The sequence below is a fragment of the Ruegeria sp. genome, assembly GCF_040830605.1.
Lineage (GTDB): Bacteria > Pseudomonadota > Alphaproteobacteria > Rhodobacterales > Rhodobacteraceae > Ruegeria.
On sequence record NZ_JBFOMD010000006.1, the window covers coordinates 32,534 to 49,636 of the forward strand.

General features: G+C 65.0%; 15 protein-coding genes and 1 riboswitch. Of the genes, 5 read left to right on the forward strand and 10 right to left on the reverse strand.

Annotated features, from left to right (window positions below; genetic code table 11):
* Positions 1 to 27 precede the first annotated feature (27 nt).
* The 7 genes from AB3N21_RS10635 to AB3N21_RS10665 all read right to left on the reverse strand — a co-directional run bounded on the left by AB3N21_RS10635 (position 28) and on the right by AB3N21_RS10665 (position 6,986).
* Complete coding sequence (locus tag AB3N21_RS10635) at positions 28 to 768, reverse strand: sulfite exporter TauE/SafE family protein (protein WP_367935218.1); 741 nt, start codon at positions 766 to 768, stop codon at positions 28 to 30.
* Between the two features lie 62 nt (positions 769 to 830).
* Positions 831 to 2,405: a thiamine pyrophosphate-binding protein gene (locus AB3N21_RS10640; RefSeq protein ID WP_367935219.1), complete on the reverse strand. Its 1,575-nt coding sequence runs from the start codon at positions 2,403 to 2,405 to the stop codon at positions 831 to 833.
* Entirely contained in the window at positions 2,405 to 3,853 is a 1,449-nt protein-coding gene (locus tag AB3N21_RS10645; protein WP_367935220.1) for a TrkH family potassium uptake protein, read from the reverse strand. Before AB3N21_RS10645 ends, AB3N21_RS10640 begins: the two co-directional genes overlap by 1 nt.
* Positions 3,854 to 3,905: 52 nt before the next feature.
* On the reverse strand, positions 3,906 to 4,658 hold the full coding sequence (locus AB3N21_RS10650) for a hypothetical protein (protein ID WP_367935221.1): 753 nt from the start codon (positions 4,656 to 4,658) through the stop codon (positions 3,906 to 3,908).
* Positions 4,659 to 4,978: 320 nt separating this feature from the next.
* Positions 4,979 to 6,082 (reverse strand): GTP cyclohydrolase FolE2, encoded by a 1,104-nt coding sequence (gene folE2 / locus AB3N21_RS10655; RefSeq protein ID WP_367935222.1) that lies wholly within the window; start codon positions 6,080 to 6,082, stop codon positions 4,979 to 4,981.
* Positions 6,083 to 6,228: 146 nt separating this feature from the next.
* Entirely contained in the window at positions 6,229 to 6,585 is a 357-nt protein-coding gene (locus tag AB3N21_RS10660) for a LysR substrate-binding domain-containing protein (RefSeq protein ID WP_367935223.1), read from the reverse strand.
* Positions 6,561 to 6,986 (reverse strand): LysR substrate-binding domain-containing protein, encoded by a 426-nt coding sequence (locus AB3N21_RS10665; protein WP_367935224.1) that lies wholly within the window; start codon positions 6,984 to 6,986, stop codon positions 6,561 to 6,563. Before AB3N21_RS10665 ends, AB3N21_RS10660 begins: the two co-directional genes overlap by 25 nt.
* A 326-nt stretch (positions 6,987 to 7,312) precedes the next feature.
* Between AB3N21_RS10665 and AB3N21_RS10670 the strand changes: the two genes are divergently transcribed.
* Together AB3N21_RS10670 and AB3N21_RS10675 are read left to right on the forward strand one after the other, a co-directional pair.
* Positions 7,313 to 8,098, forward strand: a complete 786-nt coding sequence (locus AB3N21_RS10670; RefSeq protein WP_367935225.1) for a 2OG-Fe(II) oxygenase — start codon at positions 7,313 to 7,315, stop codon at positions 8,096 to 8,098.
* Positions 8,095 to 9,345: a M24 family metallopeptidase gene (locus AB3N21_RS10675; RefSeq protein ID WP_367935226.1), complete on the forward strand. Its 1,251-nt coding sequence runs from the start codon at positions 8,095 to 8,097 to the stop codon at positions 9,343 to 9,345. The genes AB3N21_RS10670 and AB3N21_RS10675 overlap by 4 nt, the downstream gene beginning before the upstream one ends.
* A gap of 38 nt (positions 9,346 to 9,383) precedes the next feature.
* On the opposite strand, the gene metZ is transcribed toward AB3N21_RS10675, so the two are convergent.
* Positions 9,384 to 10,574: an O-succinylhomoserine sulfhydrylase gene (gene metZ / locus AB3N21_RS10680; protein ID WP_367935227.1), complete on the reverse strand. Its 1,191-nt coding sequence runs from the start codon at positions 10,572 to 10,574 to the stop codon at positions 9,384 to 9,386.
* Between the two features lie 64 nt (positions 10,575 to 10,638).
* Positions 10,639 to 10,716: riboswitch (SAM riboswitch) on the reverse strand.
* Positions 10,717 to 10,851: 135 nt separating this feature from the next.
* Between metZ and AB3N21_RS10685 the strand changes: the two genes are divergently transcribed.
* Positions 10,852 to 11,787, forward strand: coding sequence for an alpha/beta hydrolase (locus tag AB3N21_RS10685; RefSeq protein WP_367935228.1), 936 nt, complete (start codon positions 10,852 to 10,854; stop codon positions 11,785 to 11,787).
* Between the two features lie 23 nt (positions 11,788 to 11,810).
* A complete protein-coding gene (locus AB3N21_RS10690; protein ID WP_367935229.1) occupies positions 11,811 to 12,509 on the forward strand; it encodes a glutathione S-transferase N-terminal domain-containing protein in 699 nt (232 codons plus the stop codon).
* 589 nt (positions 12,510 to 13,098) lie between these two features.
* On the opposite strand, the gene AB3N21_RS10695 is transcribed toward AB3N21_RS10690, so the two are convergent.
* Together AB3N21_RS10695 and AB3N21_RS10700 are read right to left on the reverse strand one after the other, a co-directional pair.
* On the reverse strand, positions 13,099 to 14,325 hold the full coding sequence (locus AB3N21_RS10695; RefSeq protein ID WP_367935276.1) for a DNA-packaging protein: 1,227 nt from the start codon (positions 14,323 to 14,325) through the stop codon (positions 13,099 to 13,101).
* 52 nt (positions 14,326 to 14,377) lie between these two features.
* Positions 14,378 to 14,722 (reverse strand): hypothetical protein, encoded by a 345-nt coding sequence (locus AB3N21_RS10700; RefSeq protein ID WP_367935230.1) that lies wholly within the window; start codon positions 14,720 to 14,722, stop codon positions 14,378 to 14,380.
* A gap of 310 nt (positions 14,723 to 15,032) precedes the next feature.
* On the opposite strand from AB3N21_RS10700, the gene AB3N21_RS10705 reads away from it, so the two are divergent.
* Positions 15,033 to 17,045, forward strand: a complete 2,013-nt coding sequence (locus AB3N21_RS10705) for a tetratricopeptide repeat protein (protein ID WP_367935231.1) — start codon at positions 15,033 to 15,035, stop codon at positions 17,043 to 17,045.
* Positions 17,046 to 17,103: the final 58 nt, after the last annotated feature.

The window sequence follows — 17,103 nt, forward strand, 5'->3', positions numbered from 1 at the left end:
CCGCACGGCGCTGCACCCGAAGCGCGATCAGGTTGCCACGACCTCGTAGAGCAGCTTGAAGGACACCACCGCCAGCGCGACCTCGACCAGCAGAAAGAACACCCGCTCGGGCAGAATGCGCGAGATCGCCGCCCCGCTCCACGCCCCTGCCAGCGCCAGCGGTGCCAGCCACGCCGCCTGCGCGGCGCTGTCCCAGGTGATCTGCCCCGCCAGCATGAAAGGCGGCACTTTCAGCAGGTTGACGGTGGTGAAGAAGATGGTCGTGGTGCCGAGATACACCATCTTCTCCAACCGCTGCGGCAGAACATAGGCCTGAAACGGCGGCCCGCCGGCGTGAGAGATATAGCTGGTCAGCCCGGCCAGCGTGCCCCAGAACAGCCCGCGCGGAACATCGGCGGGTTTTGCGGGCACCTCGCCCCTGGCAAACCGGTTACGCAGCGCGGTCACGAGGTAGGACAGGCCGATCCCCGCGACCAGCAGCTTGACCGCGTCGCCGGGCACATAAGCCACCGCGACGAACCCGGTCAGGATGCCCCCGACGGCGCCCGGCAGCAGGATCTTGAGGTTGCGGACGGAAAACGCCTTGCGGAACAGGTAGACGGCATAGCAGTCGGCCACGATGTAGATCGGCAGCAGCAGACCCGCCGCCATGGCCGGGTCCATGAACAGCGACATGAGCGGCACCGAGAGCAGCGCGATCATCGGCACACCGCCCTTGGACAGGCCCATCAGATAGGCCGCCAACCCTGCCACGATCCAGAATTCCAAGCGTTATCCTCAGTTCTTTGCCGTTTGGCCCGAGGCGACGTTCAAACGCCGCACGATGCTGGCTACAAAATCCCCGGCGTCACATGGATCAGCGTCGGCCCGGACGCGTCAAAAGAACCGCGCACCGTGTGCTGAAGCTCCTCCAGCGTAGACGGAGCCGCCGCGGCCGCGCCGAACGCCTCTGCCAGCTTGCAGAAATCCGGGTTGCGCGCGATCACCGCGTTGGGCGCGATCTGCGAGCGCACCATGCTGTCCTCGATCTCCTTGAGCTTGCCGTTGTCCCACAGGATGATCGGCAGCGGTAGGCCCAGTTCCACCGCCACGCCCAGCTCCTGCATCGTGTAGTGGAACCCGTAGTCCCCCGCGATCACCGCCGTCGGCTTGCCGCGCCGGGCCACCGCGCCGCCGATCCCGGCGGGCAGCGCATATCCCAGCGTGCCGAACCCGGTGGGGTGGTGCCAGTGATAGGGAGACGACATCTCCCACACCTCCTTGGCCACATAGGCGAACTGGGTCATGTCGGAATAGATCATGGTCTCGGGCGGTATGGCGGCGCGCAGGGCGTCCAGGATGGGCAAGATGCCGGGACGCACGGCATCGACCTCGGCGCGCCAGCGGGTGCGGGCTTCGGCCACCTCCTCATGGCTCCAGCCGGTGGCGGGGCTGACCCCATCGGTGGCTGCCCATAAAGTGCGGGCAAAGCTCTCGCCATCGGCCTGCAGCTTGACCAGCGCACGATGCGCATCGCCCAGCACTTCGGCGTCCAGATCGACCCGCACCAGCGGCGCATTATGCCCCAGATCGGCACGCCACATGTCCACTTCGGCCAGTTCGGTGCCCACCGCCACCACCAGATCAGCCGAGGCGACGATCTCGGCACTGCCGGGACGGGCAAGAGTGGCGCCGAAATCCAGCGCATAGCCGGTCCCGACCAGACCGCGTCCGGCATAGGTGGTGAAACAGGCGCCGCCCACCTGCGACAGGATCTGCCGCCAGAGGTTGGACCGCGCGCCCCCGCCAAGGATGAACAAGGGCCGCTTGGCCGCATTCAGCAGCGACAGCACCGGCGCGATATCGGGATCGAGCGCCTTGGTCCGCAGCGCCGGCTGATTGGGCGGCGGGGCCGGATCCGCCTCGGCCTCAAGCTGCGCAATCGGCACCTGAATGTGCTTGGGGCGCGGGCGGTTCAGCTCGAACTCGTCAAAGGCACGCTCGATCAGCCCATAAGCCGCCTGCGCCGAACCCGCCGTATGGGACCAGTCGCACACGGATGATGCCGCCGCTTCCTGATCCTTCATCTGGTGCAACTGCCCCCGGCGCTCGGCCACCTCGTCCAGGCAGGAGGAGATCACCAGCATCGGCACCGAATCGGAATAGCCCTGCCCCATCGGTGTCATGATGTTGCACAGGCCCGGCCCTGTGATCACATAGGCCACGCCGGGCTGACCGGAGGCGCGCGCGTAGCCGTCGGCCATGAACCCCGCCCCCTGCTCGTGCCGGGCCAGCACATGGGTGATCCCGGCCTCTTCGATACCGCGATACATTTCCTGATTGTGCACGCCCGGAATGCCGAAGATGACCTCGACCCCCCGATCCCTAAGCATGTGCGAGATTTGCGCGCCGAGCGGTCGTTTCATCAGGCTCTCCAGAACTGAATGGTGAAGATTGCGTAGACGGCCAGCAGTTCCAGCCGCCCGATCAGCATCGCCGCGCTCAGCATCCATTTGGCCGAGTCGTTGAGGCCCGCGAAATTGCCCGCCGGGCCGATCTGATCGCCCAGACCGGGGCCGATATTGGCCAGCGCCGCCGCCGCGCCCGAGACCGAGGTGATGAAGTCCAGCCCGGTCAGCGCCAGCCCCCAGGACACCAGCCCCATGGTCACGATGAAGAAGACGAAAAAGCTCATGACCGAGCTCAGCACGTCCGACCCCACCGGGCGGCCCGCGTAGCGCGGGGTAAAGATGCCGTTGGGCGAGCGGATGCGCTGCAGCTGCGCCCGGATCGAGGCAAAGAGCAACTGATAGCGGAAGATCTTGATCGAACACGCGGTCGAGCCCGCGCAGCCGCCGATCAGCCCGACGATGAACAGCATGGTGATCGGGAAACTGCCCCATTGCATGTAGTCCTGACTGGCATAACCGGTGCCGGTCAGCAGCGAGACGGTGTTGAACAGCGTCTTGCGAAAGGCGGGCTCGCCCACTTCCGGCGACTGGCTCCAGTTCCACAAGGTCAGCACGGTGACCAGCGCCAGCGCGGTGGCCAGAAAGGCGCGTATCTGGGTGTCCTCCATCAAGGGTCGCGCGGTGCCCGCGGTCAGCTGTACGAAACGCACGAATGGAAGGGCGGCCAGCAGCATGAACAGCACCGCCACATATTCCGCGGCCCCCGAAAAGGCGCCGAACGAGGCGTCGTAATTGGCGAACCCGCCGGTGGCCACCGTGGTCATGGCGTGAACCGAGGCGTCAAAGGCGCTCATGCCCGAGGCTGCGTAGCACAGCGCGCAGATCATGGTCAGGGTGATGTAGACCCCGGAAATCCGCGATGAGATTTCGGTGGCGCGTGGCAGGATTTTACCAAAGGTGTCAAACCCTTCCGAACGGAAGATCTGCATGCCGCCCACCCGCAGCTCGGGCAGGAACACCATGGCGACAACGATGATGCCGATGCCGCCCAACCATTGCAGCAGCCCGCGCCACAGAAGCAGCCCGCGCGGCAGTTCGTCGAGCCCGCCGATCACGGTCGAGCCGGTGGTGGTCAGGCCCGACATCGCCTCGAAAAACGCATCGACGAAACGCAGCTCGGTCTCGCCGAACACGAAGGGCAGCGCGCCGAAAAAAGGCAGCGCCAGCCACACGCCGGTGGTCAGCAGAAAGGTCTGCTGGATGGTCAGGCCCGCGCGCACGCCGTTTGCACAGCTCAGCGCCAGGATGCCGCCCGTCAGGATGGTGATGACTGCGCTTTCCAGAAACACATGCCATTCGCCCCGGCCCTCGGCCAGGTCCGCAAGCATCGGCAGAAACATGGCCGCGCCAAGAATGGCGACCAGCAGACCGATCACATATCCGACGGGGCGCAGGTCCAACATGAGGCGCAGGGTTGGCGCGCTGGACCTGCACTGTCAAGCCGAAGGCGACGTCTCAGGCGTCGGTTTCGGGCTTCCGTTCCGGCATCGGCGGCGGCGCCGAGGGCACACGGGCGCGGCGGCGGGTGGGTTTCTGCGCCTCGGTCGCGGTCGGTGCTGCCGCTTTCGGGGAGGGCTGCGGCGGCGTTGCGGGCGCGGCGGGCTTGGCCGGTTCCGCCTTGGCCTGAGGCGCTGCTTTCACCGGCTTCGCGGCGGCGGGTTTGACAGGCGCACTGGCTGCTGGCTTGGCGGTCTTGGCGGCCGCCGGTTCCGGCGCAGGGCGGGCCGCCGGTTTGCGGGCCGGTGCCGGTTTTGCAGCCGGTTTGGCCGCTGCGGCGGGCTTGGCAGGTGCCGCCGCCTTGGGCGCCGGTTTGGGTGCCACCGCTTTCGGTGCTGCAACAGGTTTGGGCGCGGCTTTGGCAGGTGCTGCCGGCTTGGCCTTGGCAGCAGGCTTGGTCTTTGCGGCGGGCTTGGCTTTTGCGGCGGGCTTCGCCGCTTTCGGTTTCGCAGCAGGCTTGGCGACCTTCGGCTTGGCCGGTTTGGCCGCCGCAGGAGCGGCTTTCGGCGCTGCCGTGCGCTCGGATTTGAAGGATGTCACCGTCTTGGACGGTACCGAGGCCGCCGCATGCAGCGCCTGCACCTGCATCATCGGCGCGTTCAGCGCGGACTGGGTCATGATCTGCATGATCCGGATCTGATTGGTCAGCGCATACCCGGCCATCCGCATCGCGGCAGCCTGCAGTTCAAGCGGGTGGGTTATGGGGGTCATCCGTGTTTCACTCCTATGGAAAGCCCAAGTGCCGAAGCGAACCGAAAAGGCGGAACCGGCCCAAAACGACCGGTCTTTTTGTCCGTGCAACTACGCAGCCTGCGCATCGCGATCCCTCAAGGTCTGGCGCCGGTTTCATCTGTGTTGCCGGCACCGCTTCGACATTCAGTCTCAATATAGGACTATTCCCCACGCAGCCGCAGAAAATTATGCCGCAGTGCGGCAATTCGCTCATGCATCGGCGGATTCCTTCCAAGATGCAGGCACAAACGCAAACGGCTGCTCATCATTCGAGCAGCCGCAAAACATGTCCCCGGGTCTCAGCCGACGTGAAACAGCGTGTTGAACAGTTTGGGATCGAGGCTTTGCGCCTCAAAGGTGGGTCCTTCGGTCAGGATCGAAACCGCATCATGGCTGTGCAGGCTTTCCTGGTGGCTGGCGATCACGCGGAAATCACCGATATGGTGATCGGCCTGCAACTCGGCGCAGAAAAGCCGCGCCGCATCCTCGACAAAGATCGGGTTGGCAGCGTTCAACTCGGCAAAGGCCTGTTCATCCTCGCGCTTGACCATCACCTGCGTCTCGGTCGGCACCGCCCGGCGGCAGAGCGCGATCAGATCCTCGAACCACAGACAATCGGCATCCGGGTCCACCACCGCCGAAATCCGCGCCACCGAGCGCTGCGAATGCGGCGTGGCCAGTTGCCCGCGCGTCGAGCGCGCATGCTCGCTCAGCTCCAGCGAGCAGGGGCAGGTCGAGGAATAGACGTAATCCAGATGGATGATCTTTTTCCGCACGCCGCCCTGTTCGACCAGTTCCAGCGCGATGTCGTAATACTGATAACCCGACAGACCCGACCGCAGGCTCTCGACCCGGTCGGGATAAGAAAACCGCATCTGGATACGGGCGTCGATACTTTCCAGATCGGCCATGTAATCGCTCAGCGCCGCCTCGATCACCTCAAAGCTGAAGGTGCGCTCGGCGTGCTTGTAAAACGACCGCATGATCCGGGACATATTGATGCCCTTCTTGCCGGCCTCCAGGCTGACGGTGCCGGTCACCGAGGTCTCCAGCGTCAGATCCTCGCCCCGCTTGCGGTGAAACCGGATCGGCAGGCGGAAATTCGAAATCCCCACATGCTGGATCTGCTGCTTTGCCCCCCGGATCAGACTGGACGGGCCGTTCTGCAGGTCGGGCAGCGAGGCGCGATACGCCTCGTCGGACACGAAACCCTCGGGATATTCGCGCGACAGCGACGGATAATTCACCGGCACCAGCCCGGGCACCAGCCGCGCAACGGCAGGGTCCAGCTGGCTGATCTCGGCCTCGGTGGCGGTCTTGGCCCATGCCCGCAGCACGTACAGCGCGGCGGCCGCCTCGTCGCGGTCCGGGGTCTCGTTCACATCACGAGGGTGAAAATTCATCGGCGCGTTTCCTCGGTTGGTCGACCGTATATAGGCCGCAGCAGGACAAATTCCATTCTAGTCCCACTACGCAGCAAATATCAGCCCGGATCGCAAAATGGTGTGAAAAAACGTCTTTTCCAGGCCGAATGCGCCGAAACAGCCGGTTACGTTGCGGCCAAGGCGTCTGTGGCGGCGGTCAGAACCCCGGCCAGATCTCGCAACCGGCGCGAGCGCGCCTTGTAATGGGCGGTGATCATCACATAGGGCCGCGGCATCGGCAGGGACAGCTCGGAACAGGCCGCAACCCGCCCCGAGGCAAGCGCGCCCGAGAGGACCCGCGCGGGCAGCAGCGCCACGCCCAGCCCGGCAGCGGCCAGAGACAGCGCCGCCGGAACCGAGGGCGCGGTGACCTCGGGCCCGGTCTCGGGCGAGTACACGCCTTGCGCGGCGAACCACTGCGCCCAGCCCGGCACCGATGAAATATTCTGCCCCCAGTTCACCGCGATCCGGCGGGCCCGCATCGGATCGTTGCCCGGAAGGCCCACCGGCAGCAGTGATCGGTAAACAGCGCGGTGGTCCGGTATTCCGGCAATTCGCCCCCATAGCTCAGCCGCGCGTCGATGCCGTGCTGTTCCAGATCCGGATCCTCGGCCTGGAACCGCAGTTCCAGCGGCACGTCGGGGCGCAGTTCCGCAAAGCGCGCCAGTTGTTCGGGCAACCACAGCTCGCCCAGCGCGGGCGTGGCGCTGATCACCAGCGGGCGGCGCGGGTCGCTCTCGGTCAGCGCCTGGGTAAAGCTGGCGATATCCGTCAGGGCCGAGGCCGCGTTCATGTAATAATCCCGCCCCGCGTCAGTCAGCCAGATCCGGTTGGCACGGCGGGTGAAAAGCTGCCGGCCCAGCCAGTCCTCAAGGTTTCGCACCTGCAGGCTGACCGCCGCCGAGGTGACGCCAACTCACCCCCGGCGGCGGCAAAACTGCCGGTGCGGGCGGCACATTCAAAGGCGCGCAGGGCGTTGAGCGGGGGAAGTTTCATCCAGGGTGCATTGCGCCTTCGAGACAAACGAGCATCACCCGCTTATCCGAGGCAGCGTTTGCAAAGCACCAACGCGTTCGGGTCTGCGGGTGATTCAATATTAGCGCAATGCGCCCATACCTCAAGATTTTCTTATGCTGACCAAGATATTTTATAGTGTCTCAGGCGGCAAGACCCGGGCAGACTGATCCTGTCCCAGGAAAGGCCCTGCCCATGCACGACATCCTCGATCTCGACCGGTTTCCCCTGCACCGCCCGCACACCCCCGACTGGCAGGCGCTGGTCGACCGCTGCCGCGCCGATCTGGCGGCCGAGGGGATGTTCAACCTCGACGGGTTGATGCGGCCCGGCATTGCGGCACAGGCGGTGGCCGAGACGGCACCCCGTTTCGCCGCGGACGCCTTCCTGCACGAGCGGACGCACAATATCTATTTCAAACCGGTCGAGGGCCTGCCCCCGGATCACCCGGCCCTGCGGCAGTTTCAGACCTCGAACCGGACGCTTTGCGCCGATCAGATCGCGGGGTCTGCGCTGCTGCGGCTCTATGAATGGCCCCAGTTCGCCACCTTCCTCGCCGCCACCATGGACAAGCCCGAACTGCACGTGATGGAGGACCCGCTGGCCTGCGTGAACGTGATGTCCTACCGCGAGGGGCAGGCGCTGAACTGGCATTTCGACCGCTCGGAATTCACCACCACCCTGCTGCTGCAGGCCCCCGATCAGGGCGGCGGCTTCGAATACCGCACCGATCTGCGCAGCGACGGCGACCCGAACTATGACGGTGTCGCCCGGCTACTGCGCGGCGAGGACCCCGAGAGCAAGGTCATCACCCTCAGCCCCGGCACGCTCAACGTGTTCAAGGGCAAGAACACCGCCCACCGGGTGACCCCGGTCAAAGGCGCGCGGGAGCGGGTGATTGCGGTTTTCTCCTATTATGAACGCCCCGGCGTGACATTCTCGGACGCCGAGCGGCTAGGCTTCTACGGGCGCGCGTCATGAACGAGGCAACCCCGTTCAAGGACGACCGCAAACTCGCCTATCTGAACGCCGAGGGCGCCGACCGCCCGCTGAAAAGCCCCCTGCCGGCCGAGGTTCTGGACCGCGCCCGCGCCTACCGCCTGTCCCGCTTTCGCGCTCTGATGGACGCCCATGATGTGGCCGGGCTGCTGCTCTACGATCCGGTCAACATCCGTTACGCCTTCGACAGCTCGAACATGGGGGTCTGGACCAGCCACAACCCGATCCGCTACGCGCTGATCCTGAACGGGGGGCCGGGCATCATGTTCGAGTTCAAGGGCTGCGAGCACCTCAATGACGGGCTGCCGGGGATCGACGAGCTGCGCAACGCCGTCGGCTGGATGTTCATGTGCGCCGGAGACCGGTCCGGCGAGCGGCTGGCGCTGTGGGCCGACGAGATCGTGTCCGAACTGCGCGCGCATGGCGGCGGCAATATGCGGCTGGCGGTGGACCGGCTGGAACCCGAAGGCGTCGCGGCGCTGACCGCGCGCGGGATCGAGATCGTCGAGGGCGGCCAGATCACCGAGATCGCCCGCTCGGTCAAATCCGCCGACGAGATCGCGCTGATGCGCTGGACCATCCGCGTCTGCGAGGCCGGGATGGCACGGATCTACCAGCACTCGGTGCCCGGCGTGACCGAGCGCGAGCTGTGGGCGCATCTGCATTTCGAAAACGCCCGCTCGGGCGGCGAGTGGCTGGAGACCAAGCTGCTGACCTGCGGGCCGAATACCAACCCGTGGTACCGCGAATGCTCGGACCGGGAATGCCGGCTGGGCGAGATGATCGCCTTCGACACTGACATGATCGGCCCTTACGGCTATTGCGCCGATCTCAGCCGCTCCTGGACCTGCGGCGATGCGCCGATGACGGACCGGCAGAAGCGGCTTTATGCAGCGGCGCGGGCTCAGATCGACCACAATCTGGCGCTGCTGGAGCCGGGTCTGAGCTTTGCCGAATTCAACGCCAAAAGCTGGCGGATTCCAGCCGCTTACCAGCCCTACCGCTACTCATTGGCAGCGCATGGGGTCGGCATGGCGGACGAATGGCCGGTGGTGCTGCTGCATCCGGATTTCGAGGCCAGTCACGGTGGGCATTTCGAAACCGGTCAGGTGGTCTGCGTCGAAAGCCTGATCGCCGAGGACGGCTCCGAGAGCGTCAAGCTGGAAACGCAGGTGCTGATCACCGAAACCGGCGCAGAACGGCTGGACAGTTTTCCGTGGGAGATGTGAGCGGCAAGGCGTTTCGAAACGCCTTGGGCGCGCGGGTTTCACCCTTGCGAGGCGTCCAGCGCCTGTTTGATATCGGCCAGCAGGTCCTCCGCATCCTCCAGACCGATGGACAGGCGGATCAGGCCGGGCGTGATCCCCAACTCATCGCGCTGCGCCTCACTCAGACGCTGATGCGTCGTCGTCGCGGGATGGGTCGCGATGGATTTCGCATCCCCGAGGTTGTTCGAGATCACCGGGATGGTCATGGCATTGAGAAAGGCAAACGCCGCCTCTTTCCCGCCCTTGATATCCAGCGACAGCACGGTGCCGCCCTTGCCGCCCAGCTGGCTCTGCACCAGCGCGTTCTGCGGATGGGTCCTGAGGCCGGGGAACAGAATGCGCTCCAGCGCCGGATGTCCCTCCAGCGCCTCCGCCACCTTCTGCGCGGTATCGGCCTGCGCATTCACCCGCAGCGCGATGGTTTCCAGACCTTTCAGCATGATCCACGCGTTGAACGGGCTCAGCGCGCCGCCGGTATGCTTGAGATACGGCTCGACCGTGCCCCGGATGAACTCGCGGCTGCCGATGATAACACCGCCCAGCGCCCGGCCCTGCCCGTCGATATGCTTGGTGGCGGAATAGACCACCACATCCGCCCCCTGCTCGATGGCTTTCGAGAACACCGGGGTCGAGAACACGTTGTCCACCACCACCACGGCCCCCACCGCATGGGCCAGTTCCGAGACGGCGGCGATGTCGATCACCTCCAAGGTCGGGTTCGACATGGATTCGAAGAACACCGCCTTGGTGTCGGGCCGGATCGCCGCCTTCCAGGCTTCCAGATCGGTACCGTCCACAAACGTCACCTCGACCCCATAGCGGCTGAGGATGTTTTCCAGAATGTAAAGACAGGACCCGAAAAGCGCCTTGGCCGACACCACATGATCGCCCGCCTGCAGCATCGAGGTCAGCGCGCCATTGACCGCAGCCATGCCGGATGCGGTGGCAAAGGCGTCCTCGCCCCCCTCCAGCGCCGCAATCCGCTGCTCGAACATCGACACGGTGGGGTTGCCGTAGCGGGCATAGATGAACTCATCCGGGCCGCTCTCGATGAACCGCGCCTCGGCCTGTTCGGCGTTTTCGTAAACGAAGCCCTGGGTGAGGAAAATCGCCTCGCTCACCTCGTTGTACTGACTGCGGCGGATGCCGCCATGCACGGCTTGGGTGCGTTTGTTCCAGCTCTCGCTCATCTCATCCCTTTCGACCCCGAAACCAGAGGGCAAAGAAAAAACCCCAGACGCGGCCAAGCGAAAGGGGTCTTTCATCCTGACCTTTTAGCGGTGTTGTTTAGCGTGGCCCGCAATCCGGTAACAAATCGCCACGTGGTCTCTGCCCTGCCCATACGCCCAGCGCCCCGGCGCGTCAAGCCCGCAACACGCGTCGTCACCGTTCAGTAACGGTCCCTTTACCCGACCGTCATAGCGTCGTGAGACAGCACCACCACAACACATTGTGTGAGGCAGAGCCATGCCGGTGATCAGGATCAACGTGACAGGCGACAGGACCGCGTTGCACCGCAGCCCCCGGCCCGTGCACGGGACCCTGCGCCAGACCCGCACGCTGGAAGGCCCGGTAATCATCATGACCCACGGGTACAAATACCGGCCCGATGACGCGCAAGCCTGTCCGCACCGCACTATCCTGTCGCTGCACCCCGCGCCGGGCCCGTGCTCCGGCCCAAGCTGGCCCAAACAGCTCGGCTTCGGCTCCGGCTGCGCCGATGAGGGGCTGGCAGTTGCCGTTGGCTGGGATGCCAGTGGGCCGCTCTGGGCGGCGCGGCGGCGGGCGATAACGGCGGGCCGGGTGCTGGCCGGGATCATCGCCGAGCTTCACCGCCTCAACCGGGCGCGGCCGATCCATTTCATCGGCCATTCGATGGGCACCGAACTGGCGCTCGAAGCGCTGCATCATGTCCCGCCCGGCGCGCTCAGGCGGATTATTTCCATGACCGGCGCCACCTATCGCAGCCGGGCGCTTGCGGCCCTGGCAACCTCTGCTGGCCGTCAGGCCGAGTTCATAAATGTCACGAGCCGTGAAAACGATCTGTTCGACGCCCTTTACGAATGGCTGATCGCGCCGCCGAAACGCGGCGACCGCAGCATCGGCCTGGGCCTTGACGCGCCAAATGCCGTCACGCTGCAACTGGATTGCCCCGACACCCTGGCCCACCTGGCCCGCCTTTCCATCCCCATAGCGGCGCCCCGGCGGCGTATTTGCCATTGGTCCAGCTACACCCGCCCCGGCGTTCTGAGGGTCTACAACGCACTGTTGAGAAACCACGACCGGCTGAGCCTGCCCACCCTGAGCTGCGGCCTGCCCGAACGGCCGGCCCGGCGCTGGTCACGACTTTTTGCCCTGCCACGGCCGCAACTGCTCTTGCCGTTTGCCCAGAAAGCCTCATGATCCCCTCAGGTTGAGGAGGATGCATGGCGGACCCGATCGAGCTGTACTACTGGCCGACACCCAATGGCTGGAAGGTTTCCATCGCGCTGGAAGAGATGGAACTTCCCTATCACACAAACCTGATCGACATCGGCAAGGGCGACCAGTTCGATCCCGCGTTCCTCAAGATCGCGCCCAACAATCGCATGCCTGCGATCATCGACCCCGACGGGCCGGGCGGTGAGCCGATTTCACTGTTCGAAAGCGGCGCGATCCTGATGTATCTGGCCCGCAAGACCGGGCGGTTCTACGGGTCGACCGAACGCGACCGGATCGCCGTCGAGCAATGGCTGATGTGGCAGATGGGCGGCGTCGGCCCGATGGCGGGTCAGGCGCATCACTTCCTGAAATACGCCCCTCAACTCGACCCGCCGCAGGATCTGCCCTACGCCAAGGACCGCTATCGCGCCGAGGTCGCCCGCCTTTACGGTGTGCTGGACCGGCGGCTGGCCGAAACCGAATACGTAGCCGGAGACTTCTACTCCATCGCCGACATGTCGATCTGGGGCTGGGCCAGCCTGTGGGAGGGTCAGCAGCAGGTGCTGGAGGACAAACCGCACTTCGCCCGCTGGCTGGAGGTCATGGGCGCGCGTCCGGGGGTGCAGGCGGGCCGTGCGTTGTTCGCGGAGCTACGGGGGGATCACCGGGACAAGCAGGCGCAGAACGTATTATTCCGACGGTAAGGCTGCGTTCAGGGCGAGGCATACTGACGGCACGGATAGTTCAGATATCGTGATTGAACCCGATTTGACCGCTGCGCCCGTCGTATCAATGAACGCTACGCCGCACTTAGCTTTGCAACGCCCAAGATGCGTCCGGGGTTCGCACACGTAAGTCGGACCTGGGGATTTGCATCACGCAGGTTTTGCGGCTCATCTGCGCCGCCGGGAGGCGAACACGGAACCCAAAGCCGGAACGTAGGAAGTAGCCGTGGATGGGGCGGTCAAGGCCGTCCGCAGGAAGGCTGGACGACAGCACTCAGAGACGCGGGGCTAAAAGAGCGATTGTTGCGTCTTACAAGACCCGCCGCATCCCATCATTCCCGTTCGGAACGGTCGCCCCACAATACTCGTGCACACTAAGAACAGCACCGACCCCATGACCACTTGCAATCAGGCGGTGCCCTTGCACCCGCCTTGCCATTCTACGGCTGTGCCGATGGGACTGCTGTTGTACCACCGCAATAGCCTCACGGCACGCACAGCTAGCCCGGGTCGCACTTTCAGCACCAGTCCTCGAGCCACTTTCATCGACTCAAATCCGACATCTCGCTCACAACACCCGCACCCTCGGCCTTCTATGCTGCGCTGCCGGCCCCACCATCAGCTCGTGCAAGGCCCAGACCAGCGCGTCCACCCGGTCCGGCGAGCCCTGCCCTTCGAACCCCCGCGCCGTCATCTGGCACATCTGCTCCTCCAGCGCGTCCAGCCCGGCCGCATGAGACACCCGCCCCTGCTCATAAAGCGCCGCCACAGGCTCCGCCCGCGCCACCTTGCCACGTGAGGCCCGCACTGCCCGGAACGGCACCAGCGGCGCCACCTGCCGTACCACCTCCTCAACCAGTTGCCCGCCCTGATTGACCTCGGCCACCAGCCGCTCGGCGCCAAACTCGTCCATCGCGTCCACCGCCGCCTGCGCCCAGCCCGAGGGGCCTTTCCCCTGCACTGTTCGATCCGCAAGCACATAGGCCCGCCATTCCTCCGGCGGCCCCTGCAAGCGCGCACCGACCACGACGATCCCGCAGGCATCGGACTGCGCCCCGGCACTCACTGCCGGGTCCAGCGCCACCACGACGCGATCCAGCTCCGGCACGTGCCCAACCCGCGCCGCCTCCAGCATCGACCCGGTCCACAGCGCCCCCTCGGCATCCGCCAGCAAAACCCCATCCAGTTCCTGTCGCCCCAACCGCGTACCCGCATAGCGCGCCCGCACCTCCTCCAGAAACGACGCCGCCAGATTGGCCCGGTTCGCCTCGGTCGGCGCATGGGTCACCACCGTGGACGGCGACGCCAGCAACTCCTTCAAAACCTTCACATTCCGCGGCGTCGTGGTCACACAGACCCGCGGCCGCTCGCCCAACCGCAGCGCAAACTGCAACATGTCCCAGGTCTCGCCCGCCTTCTTCCACTTGGCCAGCTCATCCACCCAGGCCGCATCGAACTGCGGCCCCCTCAACCCCTCGGGATCATGCGCCGAAAACACCTGCGCCTCGGCCCCGTTCGGCCAGACCAATTTCCGCTCCGACGCCTTCCACACCGGACGGCGATCCGGCGGCGAACACTGCAATATCCCGCTATCGCCAAAGATCATCACATCGCGCACCTGATCAAAGGTCTCCCCCACCAGCGCCACGCGCTTCGCCTCGCCGCCATCCAAAGGCTTCGACCCCTCGACCATCGACCGAACCCACTCGGCCCCGGCCCGCGTCTTTCCCGCGCCGCGCCCGCCCATGATCACCCAAGCCCGCCAGTCGCCCTCGGGCGGCAACTGATGCGGCAACGCCCAGAACTCGAACAGGAAAGGGAGGGCACACAGCCCTCCCTCCCCGATCTCACTCAGGAACCTTTCCCGCACCGCGGCATCGGCGGAGGCGAGCCAGCCTGCACCCGATCTCAAATCGGGCCTGCTCAAGGTCGAGCGCATAGCCCCCTTGGGCAACTCCGGCCTGTCTGTGATGATGTTCGACAAAGCTTGTCTCCACTTTCTGGCAACTTCGGATCAGTCCCTCGACCTGACCGAGCTGCTTGGCTGAACCAGCAAGATCTGCATCCTCCCCGGTCTCGATCTGCTTGCGCAGGTCTTCCGCCGCTTGCCGCAGACCGCGAATGGACGTCTCGAGCGACTGCAACAAGTCAGCCGTCCGCGAAATCCGCTCTTCCGGGGTAATCAAAGTCATATGTGTGCGTGACCTCATGCGTGAGTGATCTCCGCACGAGAGAAATGAAAAACGGCCACCGGGTCGCCCCGGGGCCGCCGCCCACTTCTTCTAGCATGACACAACTTATACGGGAAACCGTCCGCAATGTCAAGCCTTCGCGCAACAGGCGCAACACCCAACGCGCTGAAATACCTAACAAATCCCTAATTTACGCCAAACGGCCAGCAACGGCAGCCCGGACCAAAACACCCGCAGACTGCGCGTGCGCTAAAGTGTTATACCGACACCAACAGGGGCCGAGTGGCCGTAGCCAAATAGCGGGAGAGCCATGCCAAGCGTCAACCTACTGATGCGCCGGGCCGAGGCGCGGCTGCGTATCGGTCACTTCCGCGAGGCCGCCGATCTTTTTCGCGAAGTCCTGTCCCAAGACCTTCCCGCCCAGGACGCCGCCCGGGTCCACACCGCGCTGGGGAACGTCTCCAAGATACTGGGTGAGCTGCAAGTTGCGGCAGAATGCTACGAACAGGCGCTGGCGCTGTGTCCCGATGACGTCACAGCCCGCTACAACCTCGCCGTGACGCTGCAGGCGATGAAGAACACCGACGCCGCGGAAGCGCAGTATCACTCGGTGCTCAAGCGGAACCCGGATCACGTCAAGGCGTGGAACAACCTGGGCAACCTCCGGCAGGAGCAACACCAATGGTCCAAGGCGCTCGAATGTTTCGACGCCGCGCTGAACCGGCAGCCGGGGTACTACGACTCCCTCGTCAACAAGGGCAACGCGCTGCGCCGCACGGGCGATTATGAGACCGCGATCGCGTGCCTGCGACAGGCACTCTGTCAGGCGCCTCACTCCGCCGAAACCTGTTTTGGCCTGGCCCTCACCCTGCAGGATGCCGGGCAGCCCGAACTGGCCCGCGATTATTACCTGCGCGCCCATGCCCTGGCGCCCGACAACGACCGGTTCCTTGCTCAAGCCCTGCATCACTTGGCGGGTCTGTGCGACTGGACCGAAATGGAGCGGCTGAATGCGCAGCTTGAGACGCTGGGAACCACAGGCCAACCCGTGCCCCCCTTCGCCACTTTGGCGCTCGAGGATCACCCCGCCCGGCAAAAACAACGGTCCATGCTTCATGTGCAGCAGAGCATCGGCCAACCCGCCCCGGCCCTGCCCGCCCGTGGCGGAAGCGAGGACAGGAAACTGCGCATCGGCTATGTGTCCGCGGATTTCCGCGATCACGCCGCCGCGCATCTGCTGACCGGCACTCTGGCCGCCCATGACAAATCCCGTTTCACGCTCATCGCCTATGCACTCACAGGCTGCACCGACGCGATGCGGGACAAGGTCAGCGCCCATTTCGACCGGTTCCACGACATCAGCGGCCTGTCCGATGCACAGGCCGCCGCACTGGCGCGCGAGGACGGGCTTGATATTGCCATCGACCTGATGGGCTATACCCGACACAACCGGGCCGCGCTGTTTTCCCGCCGGCTGGCCCCAACACAGATCGCCTGGCTCGGCTATCCGGGCACCACCGGGGCCTCCTATATCGACTACGTGATCGCCGATGGCACGGTCTTGCCGCCCAACCGGCATGACAGCTTTTCCGAGGCGGTCATATCCCTGCCCCACAGCTATTTTCCCAGCGACCGCAACCGTCCGATCTCGGATGACCCCCAAACCCGGGCAGAGCATGACTTGCCGGAAAACGCCTTCGTCTTCTGCTGCTTCAACAACAGCTACAAGATCTGCCCCCGCGTCTTCGCCATATGGATGCGTCTGCTCACCCGAACACCCGGCAGCGTGTTGTGGCTGCTCAGGACCAGCGAGCAGGCCGAACGCAACCTGCGCCACACCGCCCGGGCGCACGGGGTAGACGCCACGCGGCTGGTGTTCGCCGACAGGATGCCCAACCCGCAACATCTGGCCCGGCACCGTCTGGCGGATCTGTTCCTCGACACATTTGCCTATAATGCGCACACCACCGCCGTCGATGCGCTCTGGGCCGGGTTGCCGGTTCTGACCCGGATCGGAGACCAGTTCTCCGCCCGCGTCGCCGCCAGCGTACTGACAGCAGCGGGCTTGCCAGAGATGATCACCACCAGCGACGCCGACTACGAAAGCCTCGCCTTCGCACTGGCCACTGATCCCGAAAAACTGCGGGCAATCCGCAAGCGGCTCACCGCCAACCGGCTGACCTGCCCGCTGTTCGACACGGCAGCCCACACGCGGTCTCTCGAAGACGCATACGCTCAAGCCCACGCACGCCGTGCCGCAGACCTGCCCGCAGAGTCATTTCAAATCCCCGCCGCTTCGCCCGAAGGCAAAACGCCGGATTAGAACCGCCGCACATCGCCAGGAGCTGAACCTCTGGCACTGCAATGGCCGCGATCAGCCC